The sequence below is a fragment of the Pseudomonas sp. TYF_14 genome, from assembly GCF_043105275.1.
Classification (GTDB): domain Bacteria; phylum Pseudomonadota; class Gammaproteobacteria; order Pseudomonadales; family Pseudomonadaceae; genus Aquipseudomonas; species Aquipseudomonas alloputida.
The window spans coordinates 199,193-211,269 of record NZ_JBICLK010000081.1 but is presented as its reverse complement, the minus strand read 5'-3'; the positions used below and the strand labels follow the sequence as shown (position 1 = coordinate 211,269).

Sequence of the window (12,077 nt, the reverse complement as noted above, 5' to 3'; positions counted from 1 at the left end):
TTCTAGAAGCCCGCCTGGCAGCGGGTTTTCTGCTTTTTGGGCTAAGCCATATGCAGAAATTGGTGGGGCCGCTCGGTTAAGGCGGCTTTGCGGTGTCTGTGCTAATCATTCAAATTCCCCCTGCCTTCAAAGCTCTCACAGAAAAAGTCGGAATCAAGGCCTAGAGGCCGATCTGGCTTGAAAAGAATTTTGCCCCGGCCTTCCAGGCTCATGTATTTCTTGCCCATGACAGCTTTCTTTGGGGTGGTGACCAGGGTCACCAAAGCCGAAGGTCATTTGCAGGAGCTGGCGCCCACGCTCTACCTCAGCCAGCAGCGCTGGCTTTTCGCGGCGCCAACTGTTGAGTTCGCGACCGGCCGCGCTCGCGCTAGATTCGCGCACGTCGAAGCGTTTGCAGGCGCGGTTGAAGTTATCGATCGCTAATGGGGCGCCGTGCAGGAGTTCACTGATGCGCTCATCGCACCAGACGGCAAACTTCGCGCTTAGCCAGCGAGCGAAGAAAACGGCCAGCTTCGGGTGAAGCCAAGTCCCGCCACCGCGATCAACGCGTGCCTTACTGGTTTTTACATACCCGGAATTCCGGGTATCTAGAACTTCAGACTCGCGGCCAACCAGGTGCTCATCCAGAGCTCGGAAATACTCAAGCGTCTCAGCGTTGTCGAGCCAGTGATCAACCCGTTTGCCGAAGCGCTCGGCGATCTTGGTGATGTGAAGCCAGCCATCCGTCGTGAAGCGCACCGGCTGCCCTTGATAGGTGAAGGGAATCACGTTGTTCACTGCGCACCTCCGGTACTGGATGGATTCACAGCCACCTCAGTGGAGTTACGCTGATGGCTGTTGGCAGGTACCATTTGCTTCAAGGTCGGGGCCAAATCCGCGAGAACAGAGCAAACGTCAGCAGCCTGGATAGCTCCAGATGTGGCGATCTGAATACGAAGTGCATTTGCTGGCGAAATAGAGTGTTTGCCGCGCAACCATCCAGAGATCGTCGTTTGGTCGACACCCAGAGCCACAGCTGCCTTCTGCTGTGTACCGAAATGGCTTATGAGCTTCTGGATGCGAGGATCCATATCCAACACCTTTTATGAGCTTTCCCCTAGGCTATATCATGAGAATACTCATTTGCAAGCCTAGGGGTAAACCCCTGAAGATATTGAGATGAACTACAGCCAACGTTTGAAAGCAGCCCGTAAGCAAGCAGGCCTTACCCAGGCAGAGCTCGCTCGCCAAGTGGGAATTGACCAGACCTCTATTTCGAACCTTGAAAGAGGGAAGTCTCAGGGTTCCTCGCACACCGTCTCGATTGCTAGCGTATGCGGGGTAAGTCCAGTGTGGCTGGAGACTGGCGTGGGGCCAATGGTTGAGGACCATGTCATTTTTCGCGGTCCGGTGCCTGATGGATTCAAAACTACACGCCCGTTCAACACATGGGATGTAGATTCGCCGCTGGATGACTCGGAAACGTTCCTCTGGTTCATTGAAGAGGACCGAGATGCCCCTGAGTCTGTGCTGAGGAGCGGCCTCGTTCTCCCACCAGGATTCGCAGTGTCTAAAACTCGCAAAATGCGATTCGATACTGAGATTCTCAGCCGACAAGGAATCACTCCGGATCGCGCATTTTGTATTGAGGTGCGCGGAAACTCGATGGACCCAGTCCTGCCCTCAGGTAGCGTGGTTGCCATAAACACCCAGATCTTAGATGGTGATGACGGGAGAATGTACGCAGTCGCCCATAGGGGGCAGCTCAGAGTGAAGCTGCTACATAGCCTTCCAGATTATGGGACTCGGCTAAGGAGCTACAACCGAGCGGACCATCCTGACGAAGATTACCCACTGGTCGAAGCATTGGATGGCAAGCTCAAGATTCTCGGTCGCGTATTCTGGTATACCGCCACCATATAGGCCCCAACTCAAGCAACCGAAATTCCGGCCATTGGCCGGATTTTTTTTGCCCGCGCTGCGAGATTTATGAGTATCCGCACCAAAATATGAGCAAACACCTTGACTAAGAATATGAGTTAATCCATATTTAACTCATCCCAACAGCAAGGAGCGCCACCATGACCACCGCAAGCTCGATCACCATCGGCAACTGGCAGGGCCTTCTTGGTCATGGCGCAGCTCCTCGCGAGCTGGAATGCCTGCTGGCCATCGCTGGTGGAGCTTCTGGCAAAGAAGCAGCTCGGGCATTGGGCATCAGCGAGGATGGCGTCAAGAAGCGTTTGATCGCCCTCGGCACTAAATGGGGTGTCACCCGTCGTGCTGCGCTGGTTGCTGAAGCTTTCAAGCGTGGCGTAATCAGCCCTGCCGTAACTGCACTGGCCCTGATTATGGCCATCCACAGCATGATCGGAGACGACCAAGCCATGCGTGTTCGTCGTGGCGGCAACAGCGGCGAGCGAAAGGTTGAAATCCGTGTAGCAACCCGGCGCGCCGAATGCGCCTTGGCGGTGGCGTGACGCTCTCCGCCTGACCTGATCTATTCATGATTTCTGCGAAAGCCAACAACCGCGGCAGGCCCCCGGCTTGCCCGAAATAAGGAGATTCACATGCTTATGCTCAGTCGCAACATCGGTAAGGCCGTCATCATCGGCGGCAACATCCGGGTCAGCGTGGCCCAGGTTAACGGCTGCCAGGTTCGCCTGGGGATTGAGGCCCCGCGCGGGGTGATCGTTGACCGCGAAGAGATCCACGCCCGCCGCGTGGCTGAAGGTACCGTCGAGGAAGCGCCAGCGTTCAGCATCGACGAGCACGTCAAGCTGGCGGCAGATGCGCGCCGTTACCGCTGGCTGCGTGACCGCGAGCGCATCGAAGATCCTGACGAAGACCTGCTGGTAGTGCGCGGCGATAACTGGCTCTCCGGCGAAGAGCTGGATCAGGAGATCGACACCGCCCTGCGCCTGGAGGCCTTGCAGCAGCAGGTGGTGCAGGAGCAGCAGCCATGAGCCAGGCCGGCCTGCTCTTGCTGCTGTGGGATGCCCTGCAGCAGCGTCAAACCACCTTCGGCCAAGTGCTGGACTTGTCTGCCGCTTGCGGCCTGGACGGGCGCCAAGTGCCGGCCGACCACTTCCGGGGGATAGCATGATCAATTTGACTGACAACCTGGCACATCGCGCCCTGTTCACCCTGCCCCCGATCCGGCCAAGCGCGGAGACGGCGCCAGCAGTTCAGGTGCTGCCCGAGCAGAAGGTCATCACTGGCGACAAGGAGGTGGATGCAGTTCTGTGGCTGCGTGAAGTGATCAAGACCGGCCAGGCCGGGCCGATCGCGACCGCCCTGGACGCAGCCAAGCAGATCAATACACCGCTCAAGGAGATTGAGCAGCGGTATGTCGACTATGTGAAGCGTAACAGCGGGGGCAATCCCTTTGCGGTGATGTTCTCGTTCGGTTTTGCTGACCTTGAAGGGCTGGCCAAGGGTTCGTTGGAGAAAGCCGCCCTTGCGTCTGAGGCGCAGGCCCGCTTCGAGGGCGAGACGATTTTCGAAGACACGCCCGCCGAGCAGTTCTGCGAGAAGGCCCTAAAGCGCTGCAAGGGTTTCAAGGACTACATCGACAACGACAAGGCCGAGGTCGCCAAGCGCTTCCGCAAGCACGCCGACCTGATGCCGAACACCCTCGACGACTGTCTGCATGAGATCGCGTATTGGGATCGGCTGTATGCCCTGCGGCACGCTGCTGGCGAATGGGGTGATGGGATGCACGAGGCCATCGCGCGCGAATGGTTTGTCCAAGGGCTGCTGGCAGAGATCAAGCCTCGCAATCAGGCCGAGGCCCTGCGCGTTCTGGATTACGCCGAGCACGCCGAGAGCATCGAGAGCGATGACCTGGTCGCGATTGCGCGAAACCTGATTGCATCGGGAGGGTTGCCAGAATGATCAAGCGCCGAGCAATCAACCACGCCGCCCTCCCCGCCATCGGCCAGCCCCTGGGCGGGGGCTTCTTCGCCGGGCGGATCTTCTTCGCCGGCGCCGAGCACGCAATCATCGACGCAGGCCGTGAGTTCGAGACCGCTGCCCAGTGGTGGGAGCAACCCGGCCCGCGCGTGAACGTCCGCGGCGCCCTGTCGTTCCATGACGGCCTGGAGAACACCCGCGCCATGGCAGAGGCCGGCAGTGCGATCGCCCGGAAGGTTCTTGGAATGTCCATCCGTGGGCAGCGAGGGTGGCATCTGCCGAGCATTGAGCAGTTGCAGGTTATGCGGGCGAACCTTCTCCAGCTGCCGGACTGGGACCGTTACTACAGCTCTCACCGTGCTGGCGGCCCGGCCCAGGCCTTCACCCACATGGAATACTGGTCCAGCACGCAGAACTCCGCCGGCAGCTCCTGGTGCCTGCACATGCTGCCGTGGTGCACACCGACTACCAACTGGGCTAGCAAGTGCAAGGGCATTCGCCCGGTGCGCACGTTGCTGATCAGCCAGGACGCCTTCGTCCATGCGCCGTCGACCGATACCGCCATGCACACAGCCGCATTGCACGGCCTGGCCAACCAGGTGGCGGTGTCCACCGTGCTCGAGCGGTTCGTGAACGAGGAAACCGGCAAGTTCTACGGGCGCACCGAGGCCCTGGTGGCCGAGCTGGCGGCGCTGGCGGGAGGTCGGGCATGATCCAGACCCTTATCTCCACCGCTATCAGCGCCGTCATCAGCCTGTCACTGCTGTTCGGAGGTGCCCCGCTCAGCCGCTTCGCCTTCTATGTCACTGTAGCCTTCAACGCCATGGCCTGGATCGGCTGGGCATCAGGGACCGTAACCGGTGAAGTGGCCGAGCGAATTTTGCGCTACTGGTGGATCAGTGTGCCAAGCACGGGATTCCAGCTATATGCGCTGATATACAGCGGCCATCCCATGATGGCTGCCTCGGCGTTCGTTGTGTCCTTCTTCATCGTTGCTTCCGCTGCGCGGGCCACGGGGGTGCTGTCGTGAGCATCTTGCAGCGTTTCCCAATCAACACCGCCGGCCGCGACTTCGCCGTGGGCGATATCCATGGCCATTTCACCCGCCTGCAGAGCGCCTTGGATGCAGTCAACTTCGATCCTGATGCTGATCGGCTGTTCTCGGTGGGTGACCTGGTCGATCGCGGCCCAGAGTCAGATCAGGTCGACACCTGGCTGGCCAAGCCATGGTTCCACGCCGTGCGCGGCAACCACGAACAGATGGCGGTCGAGGCCTACCGCTTCGATCCTTCCGGCCGGGTTGGCGACGTGCACCTTTCCAACGGCGGGGCCTGGCTCTATGCCAGATCGTCCGTTGAGCAGGCCTGCTACGTCGAACTGCTGGCCGACTTGCCGCTGATCATCGAGGTCATGACGCCCCGGGGCCTGGTAGGCATCGTGCACGCGGACTGTCCATTCCCGGCCTGGGGAATGCTTCAGTCTTGGGCAGATGGCTGCATGCCGGGAATGCGCAACGTCGAGGAAGCGGTGCAGTGGTCGCGTAGCAGGATCACCCACGAGCAACACCACGGTGTCGGCGGCGTGCGTGCGGTCGTGGTTGGGCATACGCCCGTGCGACGCCCGGTCTTGCTGGGCAACGTCTACCACATCGACACCGGTGGCTGGATGGAAGGCCACTTCACGCTGCTGGACCTGCACACCCTGGAGGCTCACCCGCCGATTGACCCGAAGATGAGCTGGGATTGGGAGGATAGAACTTGAAAATCGACGAAGCTAGGTTGGCAGCCCTTGCGCTGGCAGCCACCCAAGGCCGGTGGGTCACCGAAGGCGAGTACATCAACGAGCACGGCCACCTCCTGTACGCCTACGTGGCGCATGAGAACAGCGGGATGATTGCCCAGGCATTCGCCAACTGCCGTGTGAAAACGGACGATGAGTGCCGCGCCAATGCGGCCTTCATCGCCGCCGCCTGCCCGGCCACCATCCTGGGCCTGCTCGCGGAAAACAAAGCACTGCGTGACCGAGCCGAGTACTGGCGCCAGCGTGCCAAGAGCGCCGAGGGCCATCTGCACGCCTCGGACTTCCAGGCGGCATGCGATGCACTGCATCTGGATAGCAACTATGCCGACACTCCAGCGGAGCAGCTCTCAGAAGTGCAGAGGGCGCGGATCAGTTCGGCTGTCAACACGGTGCTGCGCGCGGTTAATGCCCTGCGCGAGCGGCGCCGGCCTGCTGACTTTGTCGCCTATCGCGATGAACTGGCCGGGAAGGTGATCTGTGACCTGGACCTGTTCGAAGACCTGCGGGACAGCGCGGCAGAGGAAGCAGCCCATCACCGGCAATACATGGCGGGTTACCGACCCCAGCGCCAGCAGGCCTTGGATGAAGTTGTGAGCCGCTGTAACGCGCTGATAGCTGACGTGACAGATCGGCGTGACAACCAGAACCTGACGCATCAGGCGTCGAATCACAGTAACAATTGAGGCTCAGCCATGGCTAAAGTCATAGCTCAGATCACCGTCAACCTGCCTAGGCTTATAGAGGTTGGCGAGTACCGGAAACTGCGCTACGCCGGCGGAAAGCCGAGCCTGCAGCAGCTGAAGAAATGGATTGATGAGGGGGAATTGGCGGGCGAAGTCCGCGGTGGGATGTACTTCGTAGACATTCAAAGCGCCGTAATCGGCTCGTACGACCCACTCTTGGCTCAGATGCTGGATATTTGAAATGGCGCCACGACCACGCAGCCCCAGGAACAAAACACTCCCGCCGAACCTGTACCCCAACGGGAAATACTGGCGGTACCGGAATCCGATCACCGGGAAGATGACGAGCATCAACAAGTCCTATGACGAGACCGTGCGCCTGGCCAAGGCCGCCAATGCCAAGCTGGCATTCCTGATGACCGACAACGGCGAGATGCTGGCGACCATCACCGGGGACCGCCTGCCCACTATCGGCGCCCTAATTGATCGCTTCGAAACCGAATGGCTGCCCGAGCGCGGCTATGCGCGTTCGTCTCTGGACGAGATCGGCTACAAGCTCAAGCGGTACCGGACGGACATCGGGCACATGCTGGTGGGGCAGTTCGACGTGTTGGCGGCAGCGGAATACCTGGACCAGTTCAGCAACAATGCCTACACGAAGCATAGAGCCCTGTTGGTTAGCCTGCTGACATTCGCTATCGCCAAGGGCATGGCGGAGCGCAACGCCGCCGATATGACCCTGCTGAAGAAGGAAGCCAAGAAGAAGCGCCAGCGCCACACTCTAGAGGGCGTACAGAAGATCCTGGACGCAGATACAACTCCGGCGTGGCTAAAGCGCGCCATTCGATTGGGCCTGACCAGCCTGCAGCGCCGTGAAGACATCGTGACCTGGAAGAAGTCGGCAGTTGACCTGATCAAGAACACCATCAAGGTGTCCCCCGGCAAGACCGACAACTACGACACGCCGATTCACCTGCAGATAATCATGGGCAAGGCTCTGCGCGAGACGGTGAACGAGTGCTTTCGGTCGCCAATCATTTCACCCCTCCTGATCCATTATCGCCCGAAGGCACGCCGTCAGGACCAGATCGAGGCGAAGGAGCACTGGACGGCGGTTACCCCGGACTACCTGTCCAAGAGCTTCAGGAAGGCCAGGGACGCCGCGAAGGCCTACGACCACCTAGACTTCGAAGAGCGCCCAACTTTCCATGAGATCAGGGCCCTGGGCGCCTGGCTTTACGAGCAGCAGAAATTCCCTACGGAATACGTTCAGGCGCTGATGGGCCACGCAACACCTGAAATGACAGAGCGATATCAAGATGGCCACGTTGAGAAAGGGATCGAGTATGTGATTGTAGAGGCGAATCTGATGCTATAGGAATTGGTCAGCCGTCATTAGTCGACGCTTCAGAAGCTTCTTCTTCTAAAGCTTTCTCAGCCTTCTGAATAGCAACTTGATCCAAATGATTAAACATCGTTGCAAGATTCTTCTTGATCAAGAACAACGTAAGCGTGAGAAATAGCAGGGTGACGACCACAAAGAAAATACATACAAAGGTTGTAAAAATTGTAGAAAAAAGACCCAAAGTGAGCTGTGAAACCGAGGTGATAAAGCTGCACGAAATAGTGTAGAAAAGGATATTGCTCAATCTGCGCAATGGATAGAACAATGGCACTGACTTCCCTGGACCGGACAGCTTATAACTATCTCTCCACTCCTTTTCGTAGCCCGCGGTATCGAAAACCTCTTTTTTCATATTAACAATGATAAAAGTTTTCGCGGACATTAAAAAACCACCAAGGGCCAAAAAGCCAGTAAAAAAGCTTGCCCTTAAATTAGACGAATAAAACTCAAAAATCTTTGCTGTGGTGCCCGGCTCCACTAACAAAAAATCGACAGCATGGTGCGGAGTTGACGCAACACAGACCGCACCGACATACATTGTTACGGTTATCAGCATGGCTACGAGAGCTATGCCAATTTCCTTATTATGGTTTAGCGACAGTTTTCGAGAAGACATGTGAATATTCCTTTTCGATTTTGTGCTTGAGGGCCTTGAATAAAGCGCATCCTTTCACGTTATCAAGCTGAAAACCACCTAGCCCCAGCATATAGGAATTATAGTCAATTTCACCATAATTTACAGGAACGTTCATGATTTTCAACGAAAAAGGTTCATCTTCGTCGTCCAAAACCTCAACTCTAGCTGTTCTCTCTCGCACCATCGGCATCATCAAGCTAATACCCTGGATAATACGCGACTTGTCCACCCCAGCATCAAACCTTACTTGATGAACGGACTTAGTTACCAAGCCTTGTAGAGGCACTGCGTCATTAAGATGAGACTCGACCGAGGCCACCTCATATTTAAATGAGCGAATATCCTTGTAAGCATCCAGCACTTTTTCAATATCGCGCTCCTGAACGAGCATTTGAAACTGCAGGCCGTGGAAGAACTTGCTATTAATCGCGGCCACCTGTTTTTTCGGCGCATCATCACCAAGAGCCTTTAACTGCTTTTCCTTCTCCAAGACCAGCTTCCTGCGGTACATCGACGTCATCATCGATGCAAAGTTCGGAAGAGTACAGGCACCAAAGTGGTGCTGATACAGGCCAAATCCATTCTTTTTATTGATTATAAAAAAATTGAATTCTGCTATCTTTTCTAATTGTGCCAGACTGGTTATCTTCACAGCCAGGCCATTTTTACCGTTAATCAAAGACGCGTATTGACGCTGATTCTTTATAGTAATAACAACACCATAAAAGAACGCACCATCAGAGTCCAGAATAATTTCTCTATTATTTCCAGAACTCATCGGGAAAGATAGTTTTTGACCAACTATCGACTGAAAAAAATCTTTGAAATCAATGTGGCTATTATCAGTAGAAAATGAAAAACCATAATTTTTTACTATATACATCTTAACTCACATCCCTGTTGCACACGAAACAGATTAGCTGGGCGCGCGTACATTACAACACCACGCGCATGATTCCAATGGGCCATCACTGAAATCGCCACACGCCTTCTGTCTGGCCACAGACGATGTCAGGTGGATGGGTGGGTGGTTTTGCAAATATTTTGCAAAAGTTTTGCAAAAGCAAAAAGGGCGACCCTCTCGGATCGCCCTTCAAGTGCCCGGAAACCGGGGCCTTTGTTTGGTAGGCACAATTGGACTCGAACCAACGACCCCCACCATGTCAAGGTGGTGCTCTAACCAACTGAGCTATGTGCCTGTCGTGTGGTGCGCATTCTACGCATTACAAAAACCCTGTCAACACTTTTTTTCGCGCTAACCTACTGAATCTTAAACTCTTTATAGAGAGGCTGACTGAGGGGGGCCCCGTAAAGGATTTTCACCAGACGACTAGCGGGTGTTTATTATTATTGATAGCATCGGTACATTCGTTAAAAATATAAAACACGAGGTTCCTGCAGCATGGCTAACACCCCCTACCCCCAGTCCTACTACGCCGCCTCGGCCAACCCGGTGCCGCCACGTCCGGCGCTGCAGGGTGAGGTGGAAACCGATGTGTGCATCATCGGTGCCGGCTACACCGGCCTGTCCAGCGCCCTGTTCCTTCTGGAGAACGGCTTCAAGGTGAGCATCGTCGAAGCGGCCAAGGTCGGCTTCGGCGCATCGGGCCGCAACGGCGGCCAGATCGTCAACAGCTACAGCCGCGACATTGATGTCATCGAACGCACCGTCGGCCCCAAGCAGGCGCAACTGCTGGGTCACATGGCCTTCGAGGGCGGGCGCATCATTCGTGAACGCGTGGCCAAGTACAACATTCAGTGCGACCTGAAAGATGGTGGCGTATTCGCTGCCCTTACCAGCAAGCAGATGGGTCACCTGGAATCGCAAAAGCGCCTGTGGGAACGCTTTGGCCATAATCAGCTGGAGCTGATGGACCAGAAGCGCATCCGCGAAGTGGTTGCCTGCGACAGCTACATCGGCGGCATGCTCGACATGAGCGGCGGCCACATCCACCCGCTGAACCTGGCCCTGGGTGAAGCTGCCGCGGTCGAGTCGCTGGGTGGCATCATCTATGAGCAAACCCCGGCCGTGCGCATCGAACGCGGTGCCAACCCGGTCGTGCATACCCCGCAGGGCAAGGTCCGCGCCAAGTTCATCATCGTTGCCGGCAACGCCTACCTGGGCAACCTGGTACCCGAGCTGGCCGCCAAGTCCATGCCATGCGGCACGCAGGTGATCACCACCGAGCCACTGGGCGAAGAACTGGCACGCACCCTGCTGCCGCAGGACTACTGCGTCGAGGACTGCAACTACCTGCTCGACTACTACCGCCTGACCAGCGACAAGCGCCTGATTTTCGGTGGCGGCGTGGTGTACGGCGCGCGTGACCCGGCCAACATCGAGGCGATCATCCGCCCGAAAATGCTCAAGGCCTTCCCGCAGCTGAAGAACGTGAAGATCGACTACGCCTGGACCGGTAACTTCCTGCTGACCTTGTCGCGCCTGCCACAGGTTGGCCGGATTGGCGACAACATCTACTACTCGCAGGGTTGCTCGGGCCACGGCGTGACCTATACCCACCTGGCGGGCAAGGTGCTGGCCGAGGCCCTGCGCGGCCAGGCAGAGCGTTTCGACGCCTTTGCCGGCCTGCCGCACTACCCGTTCCCGGGTGGCCAGATGCTGCGCGTACCCTTCAGCGCCATCGGTGCCTGGTACTACAGCCTGCGCGATCGCCTGGGCTTCTGATTCAGGCAGGCCTGGCCTCTTCGCCGGCAAACCTGCGCCCACACGGACTGTGCAATAAGCACAAATCCTGTGGGCGCGGGCTTGCCGGCGAAGAAGCCGGCACAGGCAACGCTATTCGTTCAGGCTATTGACCGCCTGCTTCGCCGCAATCTCTTGCCCGGCCTTGGCCAATTCATCCGCAGCATGCAACCACCGCTGGCGATCAACCTGGGCCGGCAGTTGCCGAGGTGGCTGCACCAGCACCGCCCAACTCCCCTGCTTCTCCCATGCCGATGCAAATTCATCGAATGCCATCACCTGCCGCCGGTGCATGCCCGAGCGCAGCAGCACCCGCTGCTTGTAACGGTCATAGCCCATCAACACCGCATAGCGCGGCTCGCTCCACCAGGCCGAACCGTCCTCGTAACGCAGCAGCACCGGGTTGCCCGCTGCCACCTGGGTCAGCAGCGCGTCCAGTTGCTTGTCCAGCGGGTACACCACCCTACCGTAGTCCCGCGCCACACGGGGAATAGCGGTATCCAGCGTTTCAGCGCCCTGAGGCAGGTTGAGCGGCTTATCCAGCAAGCCCGGCGTAATAGGCGCCCCCTGCTGCGACAGCACTGCCGCCAGCGCCATGGCCCCGCTGTGGTTGGCGTTGCCACGGTAGAACGGCACGCTGCTGATCTCGACTCGCTGCGGCAGGCCCTTGAGGTTGCCGGGCGGTGCGCCGGCGCAGCCGGCCAGGGTGGCAGCCAGCAGGCAGGCAGCCAGTAGCCGCCGGGGGGCAGCCTTGAAGGAATGTTGCTCCATGGACACTCGCTTGTTCCAACGCCAGGCAGGCAGCGCCCGGCTCTGGCCACCGATCATAGGTCCGACAGCGGCGCGGGTATAGTCCGACAGCGCCTTGGAGCGAATCGGCCCTAGAGATAGACCATTGTTCGATGGAACGTCACAGACGAAGGGCTAGACTAAAGCAGTGTCTGGAAGGTAAAC

General features: G+C 57.7%; 17 protein-coding genes and 1 tRNA gene. 11 read left to right on the top strand and 7 right to left on the bottom strand.

What is annotated here, in order from left to right:
- Positions 1 to 153: 153 nt before the first annotated feature.
- Complete coding sequence (locus ACF8O8_RS21455) at positions 154 to 777, bottom strand: KilA-N domain-containing protein (RefSeq protein ID WP_392510405.1); 624 nt, start codon at positions 775 to 777, stop codon at positions 154 to 156.
- On the bottom strand, positions 774 to 1,070 hold the full coding sequence (locus ACF8O8_RS21450; RefSeq protein ID WP_392510404.1) for a Cro/CI family transcriptional regulator: 297 nt from the start codon (positions 1,068 to 1,070) through the stop codon (positions 774 to 776). Before ACF8O8_RS21450 ends, ACF8O8_RS21455 begins: the two co-directional genes overlap by 4 nt.
- 88 nt (positions 1,071 to 1,158) lie before the next feature.
- Here ACF8O8_RS21450 and ACF8O8_RS21445 point away from each other — a divergent pair, with 88 nt between their 5' ends.
- From ACF8O8_RS21445 to ACF8O8_RS21405, 9 genes are all read left to right on the top strand, one after another.
- The gene (locus ACF8O8_RS21445; protein ID WP_054886678.1) at positions 1,159 to 1,902 is read left to right on the top strand and encodes a helix-turn-helix transcriptional regulator; all 744 of its coding nucleotides are present in this window, start codon (positions 1,159 to 1,161) and stop codon (positions 1,900 to 1,902) included.
- Positions 1,903 to 2,060: 158 nt separating this feature from the next.
- Positions 2,061 to 2,459, top strand: a complete 399-nt coding sequence (locus tag ACF8O8_RS21440) for a LuxR C-terminal-related transcriptional regulator (protein WP_392510403.1) — start codon at positions 2,061 to 2,063, stop codon at positions 2,457 to 2,459.
- 90 nt (positions 2,460 to 2,549) lie between these two features.
- Positions 2,550 to 2,945: a carbon storage regulator gene (locus ACF8O8_RS21435; protein WP_274297746.1), complete on the top strand. Its 396-nt coding sequence runs from the start codon at positions 2,550 to 2,552 to the stop codon at positions 2,943 to 2,945.
- Complete coding sequence (locus ACF8O8_RS21430; protein WP_392510402.1) at positions 2,942 to 3,085, top strand: hypothetical protein; 144 nt, start codon at positions 2,942 to 2,944, stop codon at positions 3,083 to 3,085. The genes ACF8O8_RS21435 and ACF8O8_RS21430 overlap by 4 nt, the downstream gene beginning before the upstream one ends.
- Entirely contained in the window at positions 3,082 to 3,876 is a 795-nt protein-coding gene (locus ACF8O8_RS21425; protein ID WP_392510401.1) for a hypothetical protein, read from the top strand. Before ACF8O8_RS21430 ends, ACF8O8_RS21425 begins: the two co-directional genes overlap by 4 nt.
- Positions 3,873 to 4,607 carry a hypothetical protein gene (locus ACF8O8_RS21420; protein WP_392510400.1) on the top strand — a complete coding sequence of 245 codons (735 nt, stop codon included), beginning with the start codon at positions 3,873 to 3,875 and terminating at the stop codon, positions 4,605 to 4,607. Before ACF8O8_RS21425 ends, ACF8O8_RS21420 begins: the two co-directional genes overlap by 4 nt.
- Positions 4,604 to 4,924, top strand: coding sequence for a hypothetical protein (locus ACF8O8_RS21415; RefSeq protein WP_392510399.1), 321 nt, complete (start codon positions 4,604 to 4,606; stop codon positions 4,922 to 4,924). The genes ACF8O8_RS21420 and ACF8O8_RS21415 overlap by 4 nt, the downstream gene beginning before the upstream one ends.
- A complete protein-coding gene (locus ACF8O8_RS21410; RefSeq protein WP_392510398.1) occupies positions 4,921 to 5,655 on the top strand; it encodes a metallophosphoesterase in 735 nt (244 codons plus the stop codon). Before ACF8O8_RS21415 ends, ACF8O8_RS21410 begins: the two co-directional genes overlap by 4 nt.
- On the top strand, positions 5,652 to 6,377 hold the full coding sequence (locus tag ACF8O8_RS21405; protein WP_392510397.1) for a hypothetical protein: 726 nt from the start codon (positions 5,652 to 5,654) through the stop codon (positions 6,375 to 6,377). The genes ACF8O8_RS21410 and ACF8O8_RS21405 overlap by 4 nt, the downstream gene beginning before the upstream one ends.
- 3 nt (positions 6,378 to 6,380) lie before the next feature.
- Here the strand turns inward: ACF8O8_RS21405 and ACF8O8_RS21400 are convergent, their stop codons facing one another.
- A complete protein-coding gene (locus ACF8O8_RS21400) occupies positions 6,381 to 6,728 on the bottom strand; it encodes a hypothetical protein (protein WP_392510451.1) in 348 nt (115 codons plus the stop codon).
- Here ACF8O8_RS21400 and ACF8O8_RS21395 point away from each other — a divergent pair.
- Positions 6,619 to 7,755, top strand: a complete 1,137-nt coding sequence (locus tag ACF8O8_RS21395) for a tyrosine-type recombinase/integrase (RefSeq protein WP_392510396.1) — start codon at positions 6,619 to 6,621, stop codon at positions 7,753 to 7,755. The genes ACF8O8_RS21400 and ACF8O8_RS21395 overlap by 110 nt on opposite strands.
- A gap of 7 nt (positions 7,756 to 7,762) precedes the next feature.
- Here ACF8O8_RS21395 and ACF8O8_RS21390 read toward each other — a convergent pair whose 3' ends face one another.
- The 3 genes from ACF8O8_RS21390 to ACF8O8_RS21380 form a co-directional block, all read right to left on the bottom strand.
- Positions 7,763 to 8,398, bottom strand: a complete 636-nt coding sequence (locus ACF8O8_RS21390) for a hypothetical protein (protein ID WP_392510395.1) — start codon at positions 8,396 to 8,398, stop codon at positions 7,763 to 7,765.
- The gene (locus ACF8O8_RS21385; protein WP_392510394.1) at positions 8,367 to 9,302 is read right to left on the bottom strand and encodes a hypothetical protein; all 936 of its coding nucleotides are present in this window, start codon (positions 9,300 to 9,302) and stop codon (positions 8,367 to 8,369) included. Before ACF8O8_RS21385 ends, ACF8O8_RS21390 begins: the two co-directional genes overlap by 32 nt.
- 239 nt (positions 9,303 to 9,541) lie before the next feature.
- Positions 9,542 to 9,618: transfer RNA gene (locus ACF8O8_RS21380), tRNA-Val, on the bottom strand.
- Positions 9,619 to 9,821: 203 nt separating this feature from the next.
- Here ACF8O8_RS21380 and ACF8O8_RS21375 point away from each other — a divergent pair.
- Positions 9,822 to 11,105 carry an FAD-binding oxidoreductase gene (locus tag ACF8O8_RS21375; RefSeq protein ID WP_003250557.1) on the top strand — a complete coding sequence of 428 codons (1,284 nt, stop codon included), beginning with the start codon at positions 9,822 to 9,824 and terminating at the stop codon, positions 11,103 to 11,105.
- 111 nt (positions 11,106 to 11,216) lie between these two features.
- On the opposite strand, the gene ACF8O8_RS21370 is transcribed toward ACF8O8_RS21375, so the two are convergent.
- Positions 11,217 to 11,951 carry a peptidase C39 family protein gene (locus ACF8O8_RS21370; protein ID WP_010953395.1) on the bottom strand — a complete coding sequence of 245 codons (735 nt, stop codon included), beginning with the start codon at positions 11,949 to 11,951 and terminating at the stop codon, positions 11,217 to 11,219.
- Positions 11,952 to 12,077: the final 126 nt, after the last annotated feature.

What these genes read in the sequence shown, in the direction of transcription:
- ACF8O8_RS21425 (WP_392510401.1), top strand. Translation starts at nt 3,082, where the DNA reads ATGATCAATTTGACTGACAACCTGGCACATCGCGCCCTGTTCACCCTG.
- ACF8O8_RS21395 (WP_392510396.1), top strand. Translation starts at nt 6,619, where the DNA reads ATGGCGCCACGACCACGCAGCCCCAGGAACAAAACACTCCCGCCGAAC.
- ACF8O8_RS21390 (WP_392510395.1), bottom strand. Translation starts at nt 8,398, where the DNA reads ATGTCTTCTCGAAAACTGTCGCTAAACCATAATAAGGAAATTGGCATA.
- ACF8O8_RS21375 (WP_003250557.1), top strand. Translation starts at nt 9,822, where the DNA reads ATGGCTAACACCCCCTACCCCCAGTCCTACTACGCCGCCTCGGCCAAC.
- ACF8O8_RS21415 (WP_392510399.1), top strand. Translation starts at nt 4,604, where the DNA reads ATGATCCAGACCCTTATCTCCACCGCTATCAGCGCCGTCATCAGCCTG.
- ACF8O8_RS21420 (WP_392510400.1), top strand. Translation starts at nt 3,873, where the DNA reads ATGATCAAGCGCCGAGCAATCAACCACGCCGCCCTCCCCGCCATCGGC.
- ACF8O8_RS21440 (WP_392510403.1), top strand. Translation starts at nt 2,061, where the DNA reads ATGACCACCGCAAGCTCGATCACCATCGGCAACTGGCAGGGCCTTCTT.
- ACF8O8_RS21450 (WP_392510404.1), bottom strand. Translation starts at nt 1,070, where the DNA reads ATGGATCCTCGCATCCAGAAGCTCATAAGCCATTTCGGTACACAGCAG.
- ACF8O8_RS21400 (WP_392510451.1), bottom strand. Translation starts at nt 6,728, where the DNA reads ATGCTCGTCATCTTCCCGGTGATCGGATTCCGGTACCGCCAGTATTTC.
- ACF8O8_RS21385 (WP_392510394.1), bottom strand. Translation starts at nt 9,302, where the DNA reads ATGTATATAGTAAAAAATTATGGTTTTTCATTTTCTACTGATAATAGC.
- ACF8O8_RS21445 (WP_054886678.1), top strand. Translation starts at nt 1,159, where the DNA reads ATGAACTACAGCCAACGTTTGAAAGCAGCCCGTAAGCAAGCAGGCCTT.
- ACF8O8_RS21435 (WP_274297746.1), top strand. Translation starts at nt 2,550, where the DNA reads ATGCTTATGCTCAGTCGCAACATCGGTAAGGCCGTCATCATCGGCGGC.
- ACF8O8_RS21430 (WP_392510402.1), top strand. Translation starts at nt 2,942, where the DNA reads ATGAGCCAGGCCGGCCTGCTCTTGCTGCTGTGGGATGCCCTGCAGCAG.
- ACF8O8_RS21370 (WP_010953395.1), bottom strand. Translation starts at nt 11,951, where the DNA reads ATGATCGGTGGCCAGAGCCGGGCGCTGCCTGCCTGGCGTTGGAACAAG.